General features: G+C 60.8%; 19 protein-coding genes. 14 read left to right on the top strand and 5 right to left on the bottom strand.

Going from position 1 to position 20,428, the window contains the following annotated elements; translation table 11 throughout:
- The first annotated feature begins 72 nt into the window (after positions 1 to 72).
- From chlG to H663_RS20470, 3 genes are read left to right on the top strand one after another with little or no spacing between them, the layout of a single operon-like run.
- The gene (gene chlG, locus H663_RS20480) at positions 73 to 1,044 is read left to right on the top strand and encodes a chlorophyll synthase ChlG (RefSeq protein ID WP_053168835.1); all 972 of its coding nucleotides are present in this window, start codon (positions 73 to 75) and stop codon (positions 1,042 to 1,044) included.
- Positions 1,041 to 2,417 carry a BCD family MFS transporter gene (locus H663_RS20475; RefSeq protein WP_053168833.1) on the top strand — a complete coding sequence of 459 codons (1,377 nt, stop codon included), beginning with the start codon at positions 1,041 to 1,043 and terminating at the stop codon, positions 2,415 to 2,417. Before chlG ends, H663_RS20475 begins: the two co-directional genes overlap by 4 nt.
- On the top strand, positions 2,414 to 3,622 hold the full coding sequence (locus H663_RS20470) for a geranylgeranyl diphosphate reductase (RefSeq protein WP_053168831.1): 1,209 nt from the start codon (positions 2,414 to 2,416) through the stop codon (positions 3,620 to 3,622). Before H663_RS20475 ends, H663_RS20470 begins: the two co-directional genes overlap by 4 nt.
- A 781-nt stretch (positions 3,623 to 4,403) precedes the next feature.
- Here H663_RS20470 and H663_RS20465 read toward each other — a convergent pair.
- Complete coding sequence (locus H663_RS20465; RefSeq protein ID WP_083451047.1) at positions 4,404 to 5,030, bottom strand: gamma-glutamylcyclotransferase; 627 nt, start codon at positions 5,028 to 5,030, stop codon at positions 4,404 to 4,406.
- A 51-nt stretch (positions 5,031 to 5,081) separates the two neighbouring features.
- On the opposite strand from H663_RS20465, the gene H663_RS20460 reads away from it, so the two are divergent.
- From H663_RS20460 to eda, 3 genes are all read left to right on the top strand, one after another.
- Positions 5,082 to 5,309, top strand: coding sequence for a hypothetical protein (locus H663_RS20460; RefSeq protein ID WP_053169868.1), 228 nt, complete (start codon positions 5,082 to 5,084; stop codon positions 5,307 to 5,309).
- Between the two features lie 166 nt (positions 5,310 to 5,475).
- Positions 5,476 to 7,317: a phosphogluconate dehydratase gene (gene edd / locus H663_RS18845; protein ID WP_053169866.1), complete on the top strand. Its 1,842-nt coding sequence runs from the start codon at positions 5,476 to 5,478 to the stop codon at positions 7,315 to 7,317.
- On the top strand, positions 7,308 to 7,943 hold the full coding sequence (gene eda, locus H663_RS18175) for a bifunctional 4-hydroxy-2-oxoglutarate aldolase/2-dehydro-3-deoxy-phosphogluconate aldolase (RefSeq protein WP_053169864.1): 636 nt from the start codon (positions 7,308 to 7,310) through the stop codon (positions 7,941 to 7,943). The genes edd and eda overlap by 10 nt, the downstream gene beginning before the upstream one ends.
- A gap of 520 nt (positions 7,944 to 8,463) precedes the next feature.
- Here eda and H663_RS17355 read toward each other — a convergent pair.
- The 4 genes from H663_RS17355 to H663_RS15770 are packed head-to-tail and all read right to left on the bottom strand — an operon-like array spanning position 8,464 to position 10,934.
- Complete coding sequence (locus H663_RS17355; protein ID WP_053169862.1) at positions 8,464 to 9,141, bottom strand: SDR family oxidoreductase; 678 nt, start codon at positions 9,139 to 9,141, stop codon at positions 8,464 to 8,466.
- A gap of 16 nt (positions 9,142 to 9,157) precedes the next feature.
- Entirely contained in the window at positions 9,158 to 9,568 is a 411-nt protein-coding gene (gene gloA / locus H663_RS16940) for a lactoylglutathione lyase (RefSeq protein WP_053169860.1), read from the bottom strand.
- On the bottom strand, positions 9,565 to 10,125 hold the full coding sequence (locus tag H663_RS15970; RefSeq protein ID WP_053169858.1) for a PaaI family thioesterase: 561 nt from the start codon (positions 10,123 to 10,125) through the stop codon (positions 9,565 to 9,567). The genes gloA and H663_RS15970 overlap by 4 nt, the downstream gene beginning before the upstream one ends.
- Before the next feature lie 14 nt (positions 10,126 to 10,139).
- The gene (locus H663_RS15770; protein ID WP_053169856.1) at positions 10,140 to 10,934 is read right to left on the bottom strand and encodes an SDR family NAD(P)-dependent oxidoreductase; all 795 of its coding nucleotides are present in this window, start codon (positions 10,932 to 10,934) and stop codon (positions 10,140 to 10,142) included.
- 202 nt (positions 10,935 to 11,136) lie between these two features.
- On the opposite strand from H663_RS15770, the gene H663_RS15565 reads away from it, so the two are divergent.
- From H663_RS15565 to H663_RS14015, 8 genes are all read left to right on the top strand, one after another.
- A complete protein-coding gene (locus H663_RS15565) occupies positions 11,137 to 11,514 on the top strand; it encodes a VOC family protein (RefSeq protein ID WP_053169854.1) in 378 nt (125 codons plus the stop codon).
- Positions 11,511 to 12,389, top strand: a complete 879-nt coding sequence (locus tag H663_RS15560) for a PA4780 family RIO1-like protein kinase (RefSeq protein WP_053169853.1) — start codon at positions 11,511 to 11,513, stop codon at positions 12,387 to 12,389. The genes H663_RS15565 and H663_RS15560 overlap by 4 nt, the downstream gene beginning before the upstream one ends.
- A 15-nt stretch (positions 12,390 to 12,404) precedes the next feature.
- Positions 12,405 to 13,229 carry a tRNA-uridine aminocarboxypropyltransferase gene (locus H663_RS15365; protein WP_053169851.1) on the top strand — a complete coding sequence of 275 codons (825 nt, stop codon included), beginning with the start codon at positions 12,405 to 12,407 and terminating at the stop codon, positions 13,227 to 13,229.
- 90 nt (positions 13,230 to 13,319) lie between these two features.
- On the top strand, positions 13,320 to 14,165 hold the full coding sequence (locus H663_RS15360) for a pirin family protein (RefSeq protein ID WP_205872655.1): 846 nt from the start codon (positions 13,320 to 13,322) through the stop codon (positions 14,163 to 14,165).
- A 453-nt stretch (positions 14,166 to 14,618) separates the two neighbouring features.
- Entirely contained in the window at positions 14,619 to 14,996 is a 378-nt protein-coding gene (locus H663_RS15355; protein WP_053169847.1) for a PRC-barrel domain-containing protein, read from the top strand.
- Between the two features lie 188 nt (positions 14,997 to 15,184).
- On the top strand, positions 15,185 to 16,162 hold the full coding sequence (locus H663_RS14825) for a hypothetical protein (protein ID WP_240620274.1): 978 nt from the start codon (positions 15,185 to 15,187) through the stop codon (positions 16,160 to 16,162).
- Positions 16,163 to 16,525: 363 nt separating this feature from the next.
- On the top strand, positions 16,526 to 18,895 hold the full coding sequence (locus H663_RS14175; protein ID WP_240620273.1) for a catalase: 2,370 nt from the start codon (positions 16,526 to 16,528) through the stop codon (positions 18,893 to 18,895).
- A gap of 102 nt (positions 18,896 to 18,997) precedes the next feature.
- A complete protein-coding gene (locus tag H663_RS14015) occupies positions 18,998 to 20,038 on the top strand; it encodes an extracellular catalytic domain type 1 short-chain-length polyhydroxyalkanoate depolymerase (protein ID WP_053169842.1) in 1,041 nt (346 codons plus the stop codon).
- Positions 20,039 to 20,428 lie beyond the last annotated feature (390 nt).

The raw sequence follows: 20,428 nt of genomic DNA, 5'->3' as shown, positions 1-20,428 counted from the left end.
AGTCGTCAATTAAAGTTGACGATGAGTGTCAATCCCAGTTGACATTTTAAAAACGCTCTTCACAATGGGGGCATGGACACCCCGCCACTGGCTCACGCCCACTCACCCCAGGTCGCTCACGCGGATGCTGCCGTGGCCGTGCTCACCCGGCCCGCTTTGCGCACGGTGGCCGAATTCCTCAAACCCATCACCTGGTTCCCGCCCATGTGGGCCTTTGCCTGCGGGGTGGTGGCCTCGGGTCAAGCCCTGAGCGCGCATTGGGGTTTGCTGCTCTTGGGCCTGGTGCTGACTGGCCCGCTGGTGTGTGCCAGTAGCCAGGCGGTCAACGACTGGTTTGACCGGCATGTGGACGCCATCAACGAACCGAACCGCCCCATCCCCTCGGGCCGCATGCCCGGGCGCTGGGGGCTGGGCATTGCCATTGCCTGGACTGCGCTGTCGCTGATGTGGGCCACGCTCATGGGGCCTTGGGGCTTTGCCGCTTGCGCCTTGGCCATTGCGCTGTCCTGGGCCTACAGCGCACCACCTGTGCGCCTGAAAAACAACGGCTGGTGGGGCAACGCGGCTTGCGCCCTGAGTTATGAAGGTCTGGCCTGGCTCACGGGCACGGCCGTCATGCTGGGCGGGGCCTGGCCCGGCCCGCATTCGGTGGCGCTGGCGCTGCTCTACAGCGTGGGGGCGCACGGCATCATGACGCTCAACGATTTCAAGGCGATTGAGGGCGACCGCCGCATGGGCGTGGCCTCGCTGCCGGTGCAGCTGGGCGCGCACGGTGCAGCGCGCACCGCCTGTGTGTTCATGCTGGTGCCGCAGGTGGTGGTGTCGGCATTGCTTTTGAGCTGGCAACTGCCTTGGCACGCTTCGGCTGTCTTGGCTTTGGCTCTTTTGCAAGGGCCCTTGATGGCCAAATTTTTGCGCCAACCGGTGGAGCGGGCTTTGCATGTGTCGGCCTTTGGTGTGCCGCTGTTTGTCAGCGGCATGATGGCCAGCGCCTGGGGCCTGCGCCAGTTGAATCAGTTGCAACACACCGTGGGGGCCTTATGAGCACAGCGTTGAACATGCCGATGTTTGGCTGGTTTCAGATCATCCGCTTGGGCCTGATTCAGGCCTGTCTGGGGGCGGTGGTGGTGGTGACCACCTCCACGCTCAACCGCATCATGGTCGTTGAGCTGGCGCTGCCCGCCTTGCTGCCTGGTTTTTTGGTCGCTTGGCATTACGCGGTGCAGATGGTGCGCCCGCGCATGGGTTTTGGTGCTGACAAAGGCCGCCGCAGCACCCCCTGGATGATGGGTGGCATGCTGGTCCTGGGTGCGGGCGGCTTCACGGCCGCGTGGGCCACGGTGTGGATGGCCGCCGAGCCCTTTTATGGTGCCCTGTTGGCCTGGTTGTCGTTCAGCCTGATCGGTTTGGGCGTGAGCGCTTGCGGCACATCGCTGCTGACGCTGATGGCCAAGCGCGTGCCCGAGGAGCGCCGCGCCCCAGCGGCCACCACGGTGTGGCTGATGATGATCGTGGGCTTTGCCGTCACAGCCGGTGTGGTGGGCAAGCTGATCGACCCTTACAGCCCGCAGGTGCTGTTGCAGGTCTCGGCGGGTTTGAGTGTGTTGACGGCGCTGATCACGGCCCTGTGTTTGTGGGGCCTGGAAAAGGACGCACAAACGCAGACTGTGCCGCTGCGAAGCGAGGCTGCCGAGCGCCTGCAAAAGCAAGACTTCAAAGAAGCCTTCAAAGAGGTGTGGGCCGACACGGCAGCGCGCACCTTCACCGTGTTTGTGTTCATGTCCATGCTGGCCTACAGCGCGCAAGACTTGATTTTGGAGCCCTTTGCAGGCGCGGTGCACGGCTTCACGCCGGGGCAAACCACGCAGCTGTCGGGCTGGCACCACATGGGCGTGCTGATCGGCATGCTGGCAGTGGCCGGTGCCGGTTCGCGCTGGGTGGCGGGTCGGCTGGGATCGGTGCAGGCGTGGATGGTGGGCGGCTGCCTGTTTTCGGCGCTGGCCACGGTGGGTTTGGTCAGCTCGGCCCTGTCCGCAGCGTGGCCGCTGCAGGCCAATGTGGTGTTTTTGGGGGTGGCCAACGGCGCGTTTTCGATCGCGGCCATTGCCACCATGATGCGCCTGGCCGGAGAGGGCCAGAGCGGTAAGGGCCGCGAAGGCACGCGCATGGGTTTGTGGGGCGCGGCGCAAGCGGCGGCCTTTGGCTTGGGTGGTTTGCTGGGCACGGCCGCCAGCGACCTGGCCCACGCCCTTTTGGGCGAACAGCGCACAGCCTATGCGGCCGTGTTTGCCTTGCAAGGGCTCATGTTTGCGGTCTCGGCAGCGGTGGCTTTGCGCCTGCGCCAAGTACCTGCAGCGCAGCGCACGCCATTGCGTTTTGACAGTCCCCTCATGCTGAAAGGTGGGTCAAGCTCATGAACCAGACTGATTTTGATTTCGTGGTGGTGGGGGGCGGGCCTTCGGGGGCCACGGCCGCCCATGACCTGGTGCGCCAGGGTTGGCGCGTATTGCTGTTGGACCGCCAGGGCCGCACCAAGCCGTGCGGAGGCGCGATTCCGCCGCGCTTGATCCAGGACTTCGACATCCCCGACCACCTGCTGGTGGCCAAGGTGCGTTGCGCCCGCATGATCTCGCCCACCGACAACAAAGTGGACATTCCCATTGACAACGGCTTTGTCGGCATGGTGGACCGCGACGAGTTTGACGAGTATTTGCGCGATCGTGCTGCCCAGTCGGGTGCCGTGCGACGTCAGGCCATTTTTGACAAACTGGAGCACGACGACAGCGGCCAGTTGTGGGTGCACTACACCCCGGTCACGTCCAAAGAGCATGCCGCACTGGAACACGCCAAGCCGATCAAGGTGTCGACCCGCATGGTGGTGGGGGCTGACGGCGCACGCTCGGAAGTGGCGCGCCAGGCCATTCCCAATGCACACAAAACCAAGTATGTGTTCGCGTACCACGAGATCATTGAGTCCCCCGTGGGCCAACCCGGCTACGACGCAGCGCGCTGCGACGTGTACTACCAAGGGGAGGTCTCGCCCGACTTTTATGGCTGGGTGTTTCCGCACGGCAAGACCATGAGCGTGGGCATGGGCAGCGCCGACAAGGGTTATTCGCTGCGCAGCGCCACAGCGCGCTTGCGAGAAATTGCGGGTTTGACCCACGCGCCTACTTTGCGCCGCGAAGGCGCGCCCATTCCGCTCAAACCCTTGCCCCAGTGGGACAACGGCCGGGACGTGGTGGTGATTGGCGACGCCGCAGGCGTGGTGGCCCCATCGTCGGGCGAAGGCATTTATTACGCCATGGACTGCGCCCGGCGCGTGTCCAAGGCCGCCCATGAGGCCTTGAAAACCGGCAACAGCGCCTGCCTGAAACAAGGCCGCAAGAGTTTCATGAAGCAGCATGGCCGCGTGTTCTGGATTTTGGGCGTGATGCAGTACTTCTGGTACCAAAACGACAAACGCCGCGAAAAGTTCGTCAAGATTTGCGAAGACCGCGACGTGCAGCGCCTGACCTTTGAGTCCTACATGAACAAGGAACTGGCGCGCAAAGACCCGATGGCCCATGTGCGCATCTTCCTCAAGGACATGGCGCACCTGCTGGGGATGGCGCGAACCTGATGCCCTAGCGTTGGGCGCTTTAGGTTGAGCGATTGGCGTTTGGCGTTGAGCGGTGGACGTTATTGATTCGGCCCTGTGAAGTTTTCAATGCGCAAAGCTGTTGTAGGTCGGCGGTCGAAGACCCCGACAGGGGCCTGTGCCGAAACCAATAACGTCGGACTCTTCGAGTGCCGACCTACGAGATGACATGTCTCACGCATTTCAAACTTCAGCGTGCCGGATCAATAGAAAACGCAGTTGAACGCGCCCGAGGGTGCTGCCATGGGGGGCAATGGCCAGGCGCGAGGAGGCCGCAGGCTGCACCCCTGCAACGACGAACAACGCCGCCAGTGCCCCCAGGGCTGTGCCATCGGGTGCGTAGCGGTATCACCCATAAGGTGAGCGTCTTCGTGCTCACAAAGATGAGGTTACATCAGGGTTTCCAGCGGGTTCAAAGCGGTCAACTGCGTTTTCTAGGTTTAAGGCTTTGAGCCAGCGCAATCCGGGGGCGCTGAGCTCATGCCGTGCGCCCTGGCTGGCCCGGGTGAGTCATCCTCACCACGCCTAACGCCCAACGCTCAACCCTCAACCCTCAACCCTCAACCCTCAACCCTCAACCCTCAACCCTCAACGCCCAACGCTCAACGCTCAACGCTCAACGCTCAACGCCCAACGCCCAACGCCCAACGCCCAACGCCCAACGCCCAACGCTCAACGCTCAACGCTCAACGCCCAACGCTCAACGCTCAACGCCCAACGCTCAACGCCCAACCCTCAACGCCCAACCCTCAACGCCCAACCCTCAGTCGGCATAGCGCAGCAGTGCGGCCAGCGCCCGGTCTTCGATGCCGTGGGCCCGCAAGCTGTCGTAGGTTTGGCGGGCATACTCCAGCGTGGTGCCAAAGCGCCCGCAGGCCTGCTGAAAAATTTGCCGGTAGGTCTCCGCAGGCAACTGGCCGGTGAAGCTGGGGCTGCTGCGCGGCAGGGTAAAGGCCAGCGCCTTGACGGGGCCTTGCGGCGTGTTGCATGGCAGCCAGCTGGGGGTGTACACATCCATGGGCATTTCCCGCTCCCACAGCCGTACCAGCACCTCGTCGGCCTGATCCCGGGCCACCCGGTAGGCCACGCCCTGGCAGCTGCCACCGGGCAACAAGGCAAACACCAGGCCCGGGCATTCGGGGCTGCCCCGGTTCAGGCGGCTCCACATTTTCAGGGCGCGGTGCCAGCCCCAGACCTTGGCGGGGTGCTGCTCTTGGGCGTCAAATTCGGGGCGCCATAACAGCGAGGCATAACCAAACACCCACAAATCCTGGCCTGACACCTGCGCACGAAAATGGTCAAGCAAGCGGCTGTGGTGTGCCGCCGATGCGCGGTCAGAGGCGCTGTCGATGGCTTGGGTGGTTTGGGCGTCGGCGGGTGTATCAGTCATGTGCAGTCAGGCCCCATTACAATCTGCCGACTATTTTCGGAGAAAACAAACATGTCGACCCCTCAAGATGACAATCAAACCGTAGTGTGGGCCATTCTGGTCGCCGTGATCGTGCTGGCCGTGGGCCTGGCCATTGGGTTTGGTATTGCCAAGACCAAAAAAGCCAATCCTGCAGCGCCCGCAGCCGTGACAGCCCCTGCTGCCGAAGCTTCTGCCCCAGCTGCTGACGCCTCCGCGCCTGCTGCTGCACCCGCTGCCGATGCCTCTGCCGCCAAGTGATGGGGCTCACGCACAAAAGAACCCGCTTCGGCGGGTTTTTTTGTGCCTGCCCTTGTGCCTTGTTGAGTTGTACCCAGTCTGTAACCCGCCATACGCACCAAATCGGGGGAACGCGGTTACCATCGCTCATGTAATTTAGTTACCACGCCTGACCCGGCGTCCAAACATGACCCTTCACCCGATTTTGATCGCGGTCACAGCCCGCATCACCGAACGCAGTCGCCCGACCCGCCAGGCTTATTTGCAGCAGGTGGATGCCGCTGCCCAACGCGACCCCGGTGCCCAGCGCCTGGGCTGCGCCAACGTGGCCCACGCCTTTGCCGCCATGCCCGAAGGCGACAAGGGCCGTGCCACGGCGCTCGACAAAATCAAAGTGGTCGCACCGCGTGCGCCCAACATTGGCATCGTCAACGCCTACAACGACTTGCTGTCGGCCCACGCGCCGCTGCAGCACTATCCCGACCTTATCAAAGACGAGGCCCGCAAATTGGGAGCCACTGCCCAAGTGGCCGGGGGCGTGCCCGCCATGTGCGATGGCGTGACCCAGGGCACACCGGGCATGGAGCTGAGCCTGTTCAGCCGCGATGTGATCGCCATGGCCACGGCTGTTTCGCTTAGCCACGACGTGTTTGACGCGGCCCTGATGCTGGGTGTGTGCGACAAGATCGTGCCGGGCCTCTTGATCGGTGCCCTGCAGTTTGGCCATTTGCCCACCGTGTTTGTGCCCGCAGGCCCCATGACCAGCGGCCTGTCCAACAACGAAAAATCCAAGGTGCGTGAACAAGCTGCACTGGGACTGGTGGGCCGCCCCGAATTGCTGGAAGCGGAGTCGAAGGCCTACCACGGCGAAGGCACCTGCACCTTTTACGGCACGGCCAACAGCAACCAGATGCTGCTCGAAGCTATGGGCCTGCATGTGCCCGGCACGGCCTTCATCAACCCGGGTGAAAGCGTGCGCCAGGACCTGACCCGTGAAGCGGCCCGCACCGTGCTGGCGCTGGTCAAGGACAAAAACTTCACGCCGATTGGCCGCTTGGTCGACGAGCGCTGCATCGTCAACGCCATGGTCGCCTTGCTGGCCACGGGCGGCTCGACCAACCATTTGATCCACTGGGTGGCGGTGGCGCGTGCGGCGGGCATCGTGATCGACTGGGACGATTTTTCTGCCCTGTCGGACGTGGTGCCACTGCTGACGCGTGTGTATCCGAATGGCAGTGCCGATGTGAATCAGTTCCAGGCCGCAGGTGGTCCCGGTTATGTGATCCGCGAACTGCTCGATGCTGGCCTGATGCACGCCGATGTGCTCACGGTGCGCCCTGGCGGCCTGCGTGAATTCACCCGCATCCCTTCTGCGCAAAATGGCCAGCTGGTATGGCACGATTCAGATGCCAGCCAAGACGACACCGTGGTGCGACCCGCGACCAGCCCGTTCAGCGCCACAGGTGGCTTGAAGCTCTTGCAAGGCAATCTGGGCCGCAGCGTGATCAAGATCTCGGCCGTGCCGGAAGCCTTTCATGTCATCGAAGCCCCGGCCCGCGTGTTCAATTCACAAGACGAACTGCAAGCCGCGTTCAAGGCAGGCGAGCTGGACCGCGACATTGTCTGTGTGGTGCGCTGGCAAGGCCCGCAAGCCAACGGCATGCCCGAACTGCACAAACTCACGCCGCCGCTGGCGGTGCTGCAAGGCAAGGGCTTCAAGGTGGCGCTGGTCACCGATGGCCGCATGAGCGGTGCCTCGGGCAAAGTGCCTGCCGCCATCCACGTCTCACCCGAAGCCGCAGCCGGTGGACCGCTGGCCAAAGTGCAAGACGGCGATCTGATCCGCCTCGATGGCGTGGCAGGCACCTTGCAAGTGCTGGTGAGCGAGGCCGAATGGGCTGCCCGCCCATTGGCCCAAATGCCCGCCGAGCTGCGCGCCGCCAACGGCGTGGGCATGGGCCGTGAACTGTTTGCCAACCTGCGCCGTAATGCGCTCAAAGCCGAAGAAGGAGCCTGCACATGGCTGTGAATTTCTCTGCCCTGCAAGTCATGCAGGACGCCCCCGTGATCCCCGTGATCGTGTTGAACGATGTGGCCCATGCCGTGCCCATGGCCCGCGCCCTGGTGGCGGGTGGCATCCGCATGCTCGAAGTCACCTTGCGCACCCCGCATGCGCTGGCTTGCATGCAAGCGATTGCGCAGGAAGTACCCGGCGCAGTGGTGGGGGCGGGCACGGTGCGCAGCCCAGCTGACGCCGCAGCAGCAGCCAAAGCCGGTGCCCGTTTCGCGGTCAGCCCCGGTTACACCCGTGCGGTGGGGCAGGCTTGCCGCGACAACGGTTTGTCATTGCTGCCCGGGGTGGCCACCGGCAGCGAAATCATGATGGCGCAGGAGGACGGCTACACCGAACTCAAATTCTTCCCGGCCATGCAAGCGGGCGGCCCGGCCATGCTCAAGGCCTGGAGCGGTCCGTTTTTTGATGTGAAGTTCTGCCCAACGGGCGGCGTGACGCAGCAAAACGCCCATGAGCTGCTGAGCTTGCCTAATGTGGCTTGCGTGGGTGGATCGTGGTTGGTGCCTGCAGATGCCTTGGCCCAAGGCGACTGGTCACGCATTGAAGCCTTGGCGCGTGAGGCGAGTCGGTTGCCGCGCTGATCTGCAGGTCGGTGGTCTTGGGCTTCGATACTTGGCGTGCGCTGGGGGCTGCCCATGTCGGACTCTGCGAGTGCCGACCTACGGGGGCTTTGGTAATTTGTGAGGCTGTGGTCTTGGACCTCGACACTTGGCGTGCGCTGGTGGCTGCACATGTCGGACTCTGCGAGTGCCGACCTATGGGGCATGGGTAATTTGTGGGTCGGTGGTCTTGGGCCTTGACACTGGGTGTGCGCTGGGTGCTGCACATGTCGGACTCTGCGAGTGCCGACCTACGGGGGCCTGATTTTGCAGGTCGGCACCGTCAGGTCCGACATGGCTGGCTTGGCACAGGTTCTTGTCGGGGCTGAGGCCGCCAACTTGGCCCTCACCCGCACGTCACTGCGAGGAGCGAAGCGACGTGGCAGTCCAGGCAGCTGTTGCTGGATTGCCACGCTGCGCTCGCAATGACGACATGGTCCTTTCAGTGCATTCGGCTGTTGCTGAAGGGCCGCGCTGCGCTCTCAATGACGAGGTGGGGCTTTTAGCGCACCGCCCAGCCGCCCGACATCGGGAACACCTGCCCGACAAAGCAGCTGGCCGCATTGCTGCACAGGTAGGCTACAAAGCGGGCGTCTTCTTCGGCTTTGACCAAGCGGCCCAGCGGCACTTCGCGTTTGAGGCGCTCCTGAAAACGCGGGTTGGCCTGCACCTCGGGCGGGAAGTAGGTGGGGTTGTCAACAAAGTTTTGCGCCACCGCATTGAGCTGGATGTTGTCCGGGGCCAGCTCCACGCCCGCAGCCTGCACATAGGCCAGCTGCGCACCCCGCGCCGCGCTGTAGGTGGCGGCACGCTTCATGCCGCGCAAGGCAGAGGCGCTGCCCATCACCACGATCTTGCCGCCGCCACGGGCCTTCATGCCGGGAACCACCGCCCGCACCAAGCGGGGCAGCGGGTCGACCATCACCTCAAACACCTGCCGCCATTCGGCCTCGTCAATCTGCGTGATCGGCGTGGACGGCGCAGGCAGCGCCAAGTTGATCACCAGCGCATCCAGCGGCCCGGCCGCCTCGATCACCGTCTGTGCGTCCAGCGGGTGGGTGAGCAGGCGCTCGTCAGCGATCACTTCGGCACCGCAGGCCTTCAGCTCATGGCACAGGGCTGGGCCCATGAAGTCTTTGGCCTGGGTCACCAGAATGCGTTGGCCGCTCAGGTCGATCATGAGCTGAGTCCGTTTTTCAGCTCAAGCCTTGGCCCGCTGCGTATTCGGCCCGCTGGATCAGCTCGACCTTGTAGCCATCCGGGTCGGTCACAAAAGCGATCACCGTGGTGCCGCCTTTGACGGGGCCGGCCTCGCGTGTGACTCTGCCGCCAGCGGCCTTGATTTTTTCGCAAGCGGCATAGGCATCGGGCACGCCAAGGGCAATGTGGCCATAGGCCGTGCCCATCTCGTAGCTTTCAACGCCCCAGTTGTAGGTCAGCTCCAACTCGGCGTGGTCGGGGTTGTTGCCATAGCCCACAAAGGCCAGCGAGTATTTGTACTCGGGGTTTTCCGAGGTGCGCAGCAGCTTCATGCCCATCACGTTGGTGTAGAAGTCGATGGAGCGTTGCAGGTCGCCCACGCGCAGCATGGTGTGAAGGAGTCTCATGGTTTGTTTCCAGTTGGGGAAGGCATTTCAAAAACCAGGCAAGCGGTGCTGGCATGGGCATAGAGTGTGCCATCAGGGCCGACCAGCCGGGCTTCGGCGGTGGCCAGTTGGCGGCCACAGTGCACCACCTGGCCAATGGCCCGCACGCGCTGCACTTTGGGTGTGAGGGCTTTGACGAGCTTGACGCTCAGGTCGGCCGTGGTGTAGCCGCGCCCGGGCGGCATCATGGTGTGCACTGCGCAGCCCAAGGCCGAGTCGAGCAAGGTGGCAAACCAGCCGCCGTGCACGGTGCCCAGCGGGTTCATGTGGTTCAAGCCCGGGGTACCTTGAAAAATGGCTTGGCCTGCGCTGACTTCGATCAGCACGAAGTCCAGTGTTTTGGCGATGCTGGCGTAGGGCAGTTCACCGCTGAGCAGGCCTTGCATGACTTCCAGGCCGGTTTTGCCTGCGACTTGGTCCGGCCGCGCCACGCCGGGGCCAGCGCCTGCATCCAGGCGCTGGCGCACCACTTGCTCTTGCGCCAACCAGCTGTCGAGTAGGGAGGAGGATGTGTTCATCAATGGGGTTTTCTTCAAACAGGCACGGTGTAGTTGAGCGCCATGCGACCGCCGTCCACGGTGACGATTTCACCGGTGATGTAGCTTGCCGCATCGCTGGCCAAAAAGGCCACCACCTTGGCGACTTCGTCGGGTTCGCCCAGGCGTTTCATGGGCGTGCGCATCATGATTTTCTTTTCGGCGGCCTCGCTGGTCAGCACCGCCTGGCGTGCCAGCTCGGTGGCAATGGTGCCGGGGGCGACTGCGTTCACTCGGATACCGAAGTCGGCCAGCGCCAAAGCCATGGCCCGCGTCAGCTGGTTGATGCCGCCCTTGCTCACGTTGTAGCTGGCGATGTTGGGGATGGCCAGCACCGCGTTGACCGAGCTCATGTTGATGATGGAGCCGCCTCCGGTGCTCTTCATGGCGCGGGCAGCGGCCTGGCCCATCAAAAACGAGCCCTTGATGTTCACCTTGATGACGGCATCGAAGTCTTCTTCGGTCACGTCCAGAAAATCAGCCGCCTTGAAAATGCCCGCGTTGTTGACCAGCACATCCACGCGGCCAAAGGCCTGCAGCACATGGTCCACCAAGGCGTCGACATCGGCCTTGCGCGAAACGTCGCAGACCATGAAGCCAGCGCTGTGGCCATCGCTGCGCAGCTCGGCGGCCACGGCAGCGCCGCGCTCGCTGTTCACATCGGCCAGCACCACATGGTCACCTTCGCCAGCAAAGCGGCGGGCACAGGCCTCGCCAATGCCGTTGGCCGCGCCGGTGACGATGACCACACGGCCTTGCAGGCCAAACGAGAGGGCATTGGGAATGGGCATGCAGGGGTCTCCTTGAAACGCATGCACGCGATGCTGCCACAAGGCCAAATGCTTTGCTGTCACCTGTTACCCTGATCGCATGGGGTTTGCAGGCGGGGCAGCCAGGACTTGGGGTTTGTGGCGGATTTCAGTGTTGACCTCATCAAGTAACATGACCGCAATTCGATTCGCCCGGCAACGGGTTTTTTTAATGGAGAGTGCGATGTTCAGTCATGTGATGCTGGGTGTGAATGACCTGGAAGTTTCCAAAAAGTTTTATGACGCCATGTTGGGCACCTTGGGCTATGGCCCTGGGGTGGCCAACAAAAACCGTTATTTCTACCGCAGCCCCACCGGCACCTTCGCCATCACCACACCCATCAATGGCGACCCCGCATGCCATGGCAATGGCAGCACCATTGGTTTCACGGTGCAGTCGGCAGAGCAGGGTGATGCCTTCCATGCCGCAGGCTTGGCCAACGGCGGCACCACTTGCGAAGACCCCCCTGGTTTCCGTGAAACGCCTTCAGGCAAGCTGTACCTGGCTTACTTGCGCGATCCCGACGGCAACAAAATCTGCGCCTTGCATCGTCCTGGATGAAGGCACCCCCAAGACTGCAGACCCTCGTCGAAGAGGGCCTGATCGACACCGTAGTGCGTCAGCTCATGAGTGGCAAAGAGGCCATGGTGTTTGTGGTGCGCTGCGGCGACGAAACCCGCTGCGCCAAGATTTACAAAGAGGCCACCCACCGCAGTTTTCGGCAAGCGGTGGACTACACCGAAAACCGAAAGGTCAAAAACTCGCGCTCAGCCCGGGCCATGGCCAAGGGCAGCAAGTTTGGCCGCCAGGAGCAAGAAGCCGCTTGGCAAAGCGCCGAGGTGGATGCGCTGTACCGCCTGGCCGCAGCGGGCGTGCGCGTGCCTCGGCCCTTTAACTTTTTTGACGGCGTGCTGCTCATGGAGCTGGTCACCGATGCGCAGGGTGATGCCGCCCCGCGCCTGAACGATGTGGCCTTCACCCCCGCGCAAGCGCTGCAGCACCACGCCACCCTGATTGGCGAGGTGGTGCGCATGCTGTGCGCGGGTGTGGTGCACGGCGATTTGTCGGAGTTCAATATTTTGTTGGCGCACATCCCCGGCGAGGGCGATCTGCCCGGAGTGGACGAGCCGGTCATCATCGACTTGCCCCAGGCCGTAGACGCTGCGGGCAACAACCACGCACAACGTATGCTGCTGCGCGATGTGGGCAACCTGAGGGATTTTTTCGGGCAGTTCGCGCCAGAGTTGCGTCAGACCGAATACGGCCCCGAAATCTGGAGCCTTTACCAAGCCGGTTTGCTGAGCAATGAAACACCGCTCACGGGCCGCTTCGAGCGCTCGACGGCCGATGTGGACATGCAGGCCGTGCTGCGCGAGATCGACGATGCGCGCGACGAAGAGGCTGCGCGACGTTTGCGCATGGCCACGGCGGTTTGAGGCTTTCGTCAGCGCATGAGTTCAACAAGACCTGAGCAGGACAAAGCCCCTCACGCGGTGTCGCGCCTGCGCACCGAGCGCCTGGCCCGCAGTGCCAAACCCTTCATGGCACGTGGCGGCATCAAAGGTGAGCGCTGCCCCGGCTGCCGCCTGGTGCCCAGCCACTGCATCTGCGGTCTGCGCCCGGAGTTGCCCACGCAATCGGGCATGTGCTTACTCATGGCCGACATCGAACCCCTCAAACCCAGCAACACCGGCTGGCTGATCGCCGATGTGGTGACGGACACCTTTGCCTTTGGCTGGGCCCGCACCGAGGTGGACCCGGCTTTGCTGGCGCTGCTGGCCGATCCGCAGTGGCAGGCCTTTGTGGTGTTTCCGGGCGAATTTGTGGCACCTGAGCGGGTGGTGGGTGACGTGCCCACCCTCTTAGATAACTTGCCCGCCGGGCAGCGCCCGCTGTTCATCTTGCTCGACGCCACCTGGCCCGAAGCCCGAAAGATGTTCCGAAAAAGCCCTTACCTGAACCACTTGCCGGTGCTCAGTCTGAAGCCCGAACAGATCTCTCGTTACCAACTGCGCCGCTCCAAACGCGATGACCACTTTTGCACCAGCGAGGTGGCTTCGCTGTGTTTGGAATTGGCGGGCGAGGTGCGTGCAGCCGACACCCTGCAGGCTTATCTGGACGTCTACACCCACCACTATTTGCAGGCCAAGCACCAGCTGCCGCCGGACCTGCAAGGGGCCGCGCATGCACAGTTAAAGCGCTGTGCCAGTTCACAAGAGCCCAGCTTCCCTGTGGCATCTGACAGGGCAGCGGGCGGATCATCTCCCTGTAGGTGACAGCTCGGCAGGCGTTGCAAAGCATGCAGTCGCTAAACTCCCATCATGAGCACATCAAACACCCCCTTGAACGGCCACCCCTGTGTCAACATGTCCCGCACTGTCGAGCGCCTGGTCACCGGCCAGGCCACGTCAGACGGCGCGGGCGTCAAGCTCAGCCGCATCCTCACGCAAGACCTGCAGCACCGGCTTGATCCGTTTTTGATGCTCGACGCCTTTGGCAGCGACAAGCCGGACGACTACATCGCCGGGTTCCCGGACCACCCGCATCGGGGCTTTGAAACCGTGACCTACATGATCGCCGGGCGCATGCTGCACCGCGACAGCGCGGGCAACGAAGGCCTGTTGCAAAACGGCGGCGTGCAATGGATGACCGCAGGCCAAGGCGTGATCCACTCCGAAATTCCGCAGCAAGCCGATGGCGTGATGGAGGGCTTTCAGCTCTGGCTGAACCTGCACAGCAGCGAGAAGATGAACGTGCCTTGGTACCGTGATTTTCAAAACGACCAGCTGCCGCAATTTCAAACGCCGCATGGCGTGGCCGTGACGGTGATCGCGGGGACAAGCCACGGCGTGCAAGGCGCGGTGAGCCGCAGCATCACCCAGCCGATTTACCTGGACGTGCACATGCCAGAGGGCTCACGTTTTGAACAAACCTTGCCCGCAGGACACAACGCCTTTGTGTACGTGTATCGGGGCGATGTGCGCATCGCAGGGCAGGCCGTGCCGGTGCAGCGCATGGCCATTTTGGCGAACACCCCGCAGGCCGATGGCGTGGTGATCGAAGCCAGTGCCGATGCCAAACTCATCTTGGTGGCGGGCAAACCCCTGAAAGAGCCCATCGTGCAATACGGCCCCTTTGTCATGAACACCAAGGAAGAGATCTACCAGGCCTTGGCAGATTTTCGGGATGGGCGGCTGGGCGAGAAGGCCTGACGTCAGTTTTCAACGCGCTTGCGCGACTCAAAAACAAGGCCCCTTGCAGGGTCTGGACTCGTTGGCCATGATTGATCCGGCCCTGTGAAGTCTGCAGGGTGACCTCAATCTTGCGTCTTGTGGGAGCTAGCCCTGCTGGCGATCAGACGCTGGTGGACCACATGGTTTTCGCTTGGCTGGCAAGCTCCCACAAAATCCTCCCAACAGGCAACACACGGCTCAGACTTCTTCGGGCCGAATCTATAGGCGGTAGTCAACAGCGCTGCATCGCCTGCGAGGCCATGCCAACCCACAAAACCTGATGCAGACATTTGGTGTGAAAGCGCACCGACCCTGCTTGGATGAGTGCATACAGTGAATCGTGGATACCCCGAAAATAGCTTCACACATAGATCCGTGAAGCGGTGAATTCAGAGGTGTCCATTTTCTCCACCTTCCACAAGGAAATTCACTATGACTCAAATACCACCATCCTCTTTCCAAAATACACCCATCAAGGCATCGAATGTCATCGGCAAAGATGTTGTGAATTCAATGCAGGAAAACCTGGGGGACATCAAAGAACTCATGCTGGACCCCGTCAGCGGAAAAATTGCCTACGCAGTCCTGTCATTTGGCGGCTTTCTGGGCTTGGGCGAAAAGCTTTTCGCAGTGCCTTTTTCGGCCTTGACTTACAGCCACGTCAACGATGAGTACGTGCTGGATGTCAGCAAAGACATTTTGGGCAAGGCACCTGGTTTTGATTCTTCCAATTGGCCAACGATGGCCACTGAAGAGTGGAATCGCGACATTTACAAGTACTACGAAAAACGCCCTTACTGGGAAATCTGAACACTGAACACGGGGGCAATGTGATGCCAAACAGCTTGCCCCAATTTCAGGCTTTTCAGTGATTTTTGCCCCTGTCAGACACCTGTCTGACTTTGTGGGCAGGCTCCACCAGATGAGTTTGTGGGTTTTCGTAGCCCGATTCATCCCCTCATCCTGGTCTATCTGTTCATTCTTTTTCAAGGACACCCATGAATACTTCAATGCCCTTGCCGAGAAGCCCCGCGACCCCGGAATATCAAAATTTGCGAGCGAGTGCGGATGTGGCCAAGTTGGCTGGTCTGCAGCTCAGCGCCGTTTCTTGGGCGGCTATTTGGGCCGGTGCAGCCACTGCGACGGTCATGTCGATCGTGCTCTTGATTCTGGGCACAGGCTTGGGCTTATCGGTCGTCTCGCCCTGGTCCGCAAAAGGAATCAGTGCCATCGGTTTGGGCATCACTGCGATTGTGTGGCTGACACTCACTCAGTTGATCTCTTCTGGCTTGGGCGGCTACATTGCGGGTCGCTTGAGAACGCGCTGGGACCATGTCGACAAGTCAGAGACCTATTTTCGGGACACTGCGCATGGATTTTTGTCCTGGGCCGTCTCGACCTTGGTTACTGCAACCGTGCTGGCTTCCTTCGTTTCTTCCATCACAGGCGCAGGCACACAAGCTGCTGCCACGGTGATCGGTGGCGCCTCGATTGCTGGGGCCACGGCGGCCCATGTCGGGCTGACGCCATCAGAGGCTGACAACCTTCAAAACGTTTACTTTCTGGATTCCTTGTTCCGCGTGCCTTCTTCCGCCAGTTCAGTCAGTGGACCCCGAACAAGCAGCGAGCGATTGAGTCCGGAGATCTCAGCGTCTGAGCAACAGTCCGAGGTCATGCACATCATGCTCAACAGTTTGCGCACAGGCCCATTGCCGCCAGATGATTTGAGCCATGTCTCGCAGATCGTTGCGCAACGCACGGGTTTGACGCCACAACAAGCGCAGCAGCGGGTGACTGATGTGTATGGCCGCATGCAAGCGCGATTCATTGCGGCACAAACAAGCGCCATCCAGGCCGCAGAGCAGGCCCGCAAGGCCTCTACCTATGCGGCATTGTGGATGGTTGTCTCCATGCTTATAGGGGCTTTCATGGCCAGTTGGGCTGCCATTTTTGGCGGCCGACAACGCGACCTGTAACACCCCCTGATTCTGAAACCTCATTGACATAGACAGGATTCACACCATGCGTTCTTTGCTTTTGTATTTTCTCGGTATCCCGATTCCCATCATCATTTTGATTGCCTTGTTTTTCCGATAACGATTCGGCCCTGTGAAGTTTTCAATGCTCAAAGATGTTGTAGGTCGGCGGTCGAAGACCCCGACATGGGCCTGAGCCGAAACCCATCATGTCGGACTCTGCGAGTGGCGACCTACGAGATGACATTTCTCACGCCTTTCAAACTTCAACGTGCCGGATCAATTGTTTGCAGTCGGATTCTCCAACTCACAGTGCTTCAAAAACTTCAGAAAAGGTGGTTCATTCCTATGGCAAAAAGCAAAATGAAAAGCAAAGGCAAAGTTGCCCTGCAATCCAGCGATTTCAACAGTGCGTCTGAAAAAACCATGCAAACGCAGGAGCTTGCAGCGGCTATGCCATTCAACGCCCATCTAGGCTTTGAGCACGGCATTGACAGCGCCATGCATCCCAAAGTCGGGCAGACCATACAGCCCGAGTCGCGACTGCCCACTGGCAGCACACTGACGGAGTCCCAAGGCACGCCCAAGACGGGCAGCATGGCCGCAGAGGGCCTGAATGCCGGTATCGGTTCACTGGACCGCGTTCGCGTGGATTCAAGCGGACAAATGCTGACAACCAATCAAGGCGTGCCCATCAGCGACAACCAAAACTCCCTCAAGGATGGTTTGCGGGGACCGGTCTTGCTGGAAGATTTCATCTTGCGCGAGAAGATCACGCATTTTGACCATGAGCGCATTCCCGAGCGCATCGTGCATGCAAGGGGCTCTGGGGCACATGGCTATTTTGAATGCTATGAACCCTTGACGCAGGTGACCCAAGCTGCACCGTTTCAAGAAGAGGGCAAGAAGACGCCTGTGTTTGTCCGGTTTTCTACGGTGGCAGGCGAGCGTGGCTCCAAGGACACGGCGCGTGATGTGCGCGGTTTCGCTGTCAAGTTTTATACCGATGAGGGCAATTGGGATTTGGTGGGCAACAACATGCCGGTTTTCTTCATACAGGATGCCATCAAGTTCCCCGACCTCATCCATGCGGTCAAACCTGAGCCGCATCATCAGATGCCGCAAGCTGCAAGCGCGCACGACACCTTCTGGGACTTCGTTTCCTTGATGCCGGAGTCCACCCACATGTTGATGTGGGCCATGAGTGACCGCGCCATCCCGCGCAGCTATGCGACCATGGAAGGATTTGGCGTGCACACCTTCCGTTTAGTCAATGCACAAAACGAATCTGTGTTCGTCAAGTTCCACTGGAAGCCCAAGTTTGGCACCCACTCCATGGTGTGGGATGAGGCGGTGAAAATTTCTGGGGCAGACCCCGACTACCACCGCCGTGACTTGTGGGAGCGCATCGAGTCGGGTGCATTCCCCGAGTGGGAACTGGGATTGCAGATCTTCACGGAAGAGCAAGCAGCCAAATTCAGTTTCGATGTTCTGGATGCCACCAAGCTGATTCCTGAAGAATTGGTGCCCGTCAAGCTGGTGGGGCGCATGGTCTTGAACCGTAACCCGGACAATTTTTTTGCAGAAACCGAACAGGTGGCTTTTTGCGCAGCCCATGTCATCCCCGGCATTGATTTTTCGAACGACCCCTTGCTGGCCGGTCGCATTCATTCCTACATGGACACGCAAATTTCACGGCTGGGCGGCCCCAACTTTCACGAACTCCCCATCAACAGTCCTGTCAACCCGGTTCACAACAACCAGCGTGACGGCATGCATCGACAGGCCATTCCACGCGGTCGGGTGTCGTATGAGCCCAACTCACTGGGGGGCGGCTGTCCTTTCCAGGCCGGGGCTGAGCAAGGGTTTGTCACGGTGCCTGAGCGCATGCAGGCCAAGCAATTGCAAGCCAAGGTGCGGGGCAAGCCGGAAAAATTTGCGGACCACTACACCCAGGCGAAGTTGTTTTTCAACAGCCAAACGCCTGTGGAGCAGGCCCATATTGCCGCTGCGTTTCGATTTGAATTGAGCAAGCTGACGGTGCCCGCGATTCGCCAACGCATGGTGTCGTCCTTGCGCAACGTGTCGCAAGCACTGGCCCAGCAAGTGGCGGATGGCTTGGGCATGACCAGCATGCCGCCTGCCATGCCCTTGGCATTGGCCAAGCCGTCCAAGCCCGAGGTGTCGGTTTCGCCTTTGCTGTCATTGACGGCCCGTCCCGGTGAAGGTTCGATTGCGGGCCTGAAGATCGCCATACTGGCTGCGCACGGCATGCTGGGTCAAAGCGCAGCAGCTGTGCATGCCGAACTGACCGCTCTGGGCGCAACGCCCTGTTTCGTGGCACCCCACATCGGTGAAGTTCAAACAAGCGATCAAGTGCCGGTCGTGGCGGATGCATCGCTTGAAAATGAACCTGGCTTTTTGTTTGATGCGCTGGTGCTGCCAGAGGGTGAGCAAGCTGTCCAAAATTTGGCCAGCGACCCCCACACCCTGGACTTCATCAAAGACACATACAGGCATGGAAAAACCCTGTTGTCCCTGGGGGCCTCGCAAGCACTTCTTGCGGCAGCTGGCGTGCCATCGCAAGTGGCGGCGGGTAAGCTGGATCAAGGCTTGATCATCGAGGAAACCTACACGGACGAAGTGCAGGATGCATTCATCCAGGCTCTCGCACTTCAACGGCACCCGCAACGCGAAGCCGCCTTGTTGCAAAATCAAGGCGCGCGTTCATGATGAGCGGTGTCAAGTCAGCTGGCCAAGTTTCACAAGTCACAAAGAGGCGCAACCACAGTGTGAGTGCGCGCATCCCTTCATCATCACCGCAGAACTGAGCGCATGGCACGCCGCTCAGCTTGGGGTCTGTTGTCGCGCATGGCCAATAAACAAGCGCGTTGGGTGATGCGTCGTGCGGCCAGTGCGGGCCAAGGTGTGTTGCGGCTTGCATCGCGCTCTTCGGTTGCCCCACGCAAGCCCCGGGTGGCTGCGCCCGTTCAAGGCTGGAGTGAGGGCATGTCACTGAGCCCCTCGGGGCTGAGAAGATATGGTTTTTACAAACCGCCCAACTTGTCCTCATCGAAGCCAAGCCCACTGTTGGTGATGCTGCACGGCTGTGGTCAGGATGCGTTGGAATTTTCTGCCAGCACCCAGATGAATCAGCTGGCCAAACACTTTGGATTCATGGTGCTTTACCCTCGGCAAGACCGGCAAGCCAATCCCATGGGGTGTTGGAACTGGTTTCAAAAGCGCAGCGGTCGCGCCAAGCTTGAAGCGGCCAGTATCGTGACCGCTTTGGACCATGTCAGCAGTTTGCATGCGATCGATCGCGCGCGGGTGGCCATTGCAGGGCTGTCAGCGGGTGCCAGCATGGCCGCGCTCACAGCGCTGCACTTCCCACGCCGCTTTGCCGCTGTGGTGATGCACTCAGGGGTAGAGCCCACGTCTGCCAATTCTTCCGCCACAGCAGTGGCTGCCATGCACGGACGCTTTCGTGTGCCATTGCATCAGGCCGACAAAGATGCAGCCGTCTTGCCCGCATTGCTGGTGATTCAAGGCAACGCAGACCCTGTGGTCGCGAGCGCTAATGGACTTAGGGCCGCGCTTCGGTGGGCTGCACATTGCCACGCGCAACCCGAAGCGGCGCGTGCGGTTCGCCATGGAAAGCGTTATGCATTCAGCACGATGGACTGGTTTGTGGGTGAACGCTTGCAGGTGACCTACAAGGAGATCAGTGGCCTGGGGCATGCCTGGAGCGGTGGGGCGGCATCACAAGCTTATTCAGATCCCAAAGGGCCCGATGCATCGCGCATGGTGTGGGCATTTGCAAAACAGCAGTTTGAACAGATCGCCACTGAGAACGAATCCAGCCAAAGCCATTGATGGTTTGATTGCGCTTGCCTTGGGAAGTCATCAAGTCTCAAAGCAACTGTAGGTCGGCGGTCGAAGACCCCGACAGGGGCCTGTGCCCAAACTCCTCATGTCGGACTCTGCGAGTACCGACCTACCAGATGGCATCTCTCACACATTGATGTTGTAGGTCGGCGGTCAAAGACCCCGACAGGGGCCTGTGCAGAAGCCAAAAATGTCGGACTCTGCGAGTGCCGACCTACCAGATGGCATGTCTCACACATTGATGTTGCAGGTCGGCGGTCGAAGACCCCGACAGGGGCCTGTGCAGAAGCCAAAAATGTCGGACTCTGCGAGTACCGACCTACAAGGTGGCATGTCTCACACATTGATGATGTAGGTCGGCGGTCGAAGACCCCGACA

The sequence above is a fragment of the Limnohabitans planktonicus II-D5 genome, assembly GCF_001270065.2.
Taxonomy (GTDB): domain Bacteria; phylum Pseudomonadota; class Gammaproteobacteria; order Burkholderiales; family Burkholderiaceae_C; genus Limnohabitans_A; species Limnohabitans_A planktonicus.
Note: the sequence above shows the minus strand (reverse complement) of the source record. Positions and strands in the feature narration are given on the sequence as shown.

Bases quoted from the DNA above. Each gene is read 5' to 3' on its own strand.
- edd (WP_053169866.1), top strand. From the start codon at position 5,476: ATGACCCTTCACCCGATTTTGATCGCGGTCACAGCCCGCATCACCGAA.
- gloA (WP_053169860.1), bottom strand. From the start codon at position 9,568: ATGAGACTCCTTCACACCATGCTGCGCGTGGGCGACCTGCAACGCTCC.
- H663_RS14175 (WP_240620273.1), top strand. From the start codon at position 16,526: ATGAAAAGCAAAGGCAAAGTTGCCCTGCAATCCAGCGATTTCAACAGT.
- H663_RS15560 (WP_053169853.1), top strand. From the start codon at position 11,511: ATGAAGGCACCCCCAAGACTGCAGACCCTCGTCGAAGAGGGCCTGATC.
- H663_RS14015 (WP_053169842.1), top strand. From the start codon at position 18,998: ATGGCACGCCGCTCAGCTTGGGGTCTGTTGTCGCGCATGGCCAATAAA.
- H663_RS15970 (WP_053169858.1), bottom strand. From the start codon at position 10,125: ATGAACACATCCTCCTCCCTACTCGACAGCTGGTTGGCGCAAGAGCAA.
- H663_RS20470 (WP_053168831.1), top strand. From the start codon at position 2,414: ATGAACCAGACTGATTTTGATTTCGTGGTGGTGGGGGGCGGGCCTTCG.
- H663_RS15565 (WP_053169854.1), top strand. From the start codon at position 11,137: ATGTTCAGTCATGTGATGCTGGGTGTGAATGACCTGGAAGTTTCCAAA.
- H663_RS15770 (WP_053169856.1), bottom strand. From the start codon at position 10,934: ATGCCCATTCCCAATGCCCTCTCGTTTGGCCTGCAAGGCCGTGTGGTC.
- H663_RS15365 (WP_053169851.1), top strand. From the start codon at position 12,405: ATGAGTTCAACAAGACCTGAGCAGGACAAAGCCCCTCACGCGGTGTCG.
- eda (WP_053169864.1), top strand. From the start codon at position 7,308: ATGGCTGTGAATTTCTCTGCCCTGCAAGTCATGCAGGACGCCCCCGTG.
- H663_RS14825 (WP_240620274.1), top strand. From the start codon at position 15,185: ATGAATACTTCAATGCCCTTGCCGAGAAGCCCCGCGACCCCGGAATAT.
- H663_RS15360 (WP_205872655.1), top strand. From the start codon at position 13,320: ATGTCCCGCACTGTCGAGCGCCTGGTCACCGGCCAGGCCACGTCAGAC.
- H663_RS15355 (WP_053169847.1), top strand. From the start codon at position 14,619: ATGACTCAAATACCACCATCCTCTTTCCAAAATACACCCATCAAGGCA.
- H663_RS20465 (WP_083451047.1), bottom strand. From the start codon at position 5,030: ATGACTGATACACCCGCCGACGCCCAAACCACCCAAGCCATCGACAGC.
- chlG (WP_053168835.1), top strand. From the start codon at position 73: ATGGACACCCCGCCACTGGCTCACGCCCACTCACCCCAGGTCGCTCAC.
- H663_RS20460 (WP_053169868.1), top strand. From the start codon at position 5,082: ATGTCGACCCCTCAAGATGACAATCAAACCGTAGTGTGGGCCATTCTG.
- H663_RS20475 (WP_053168833.1), top strand. From the start codon at position 1,041: ATGAGCACAGCGTTGAACATGCCGATGTTTGGCTGGTTTCAGATCATC.
- H663_RS17355 (WP_053169862.1), bottom strand. From the start codon at position 9,141: ATGATCGACCTGAGCGGCCAACGCATTCTGGTGACCCAGGCCAAAGAC.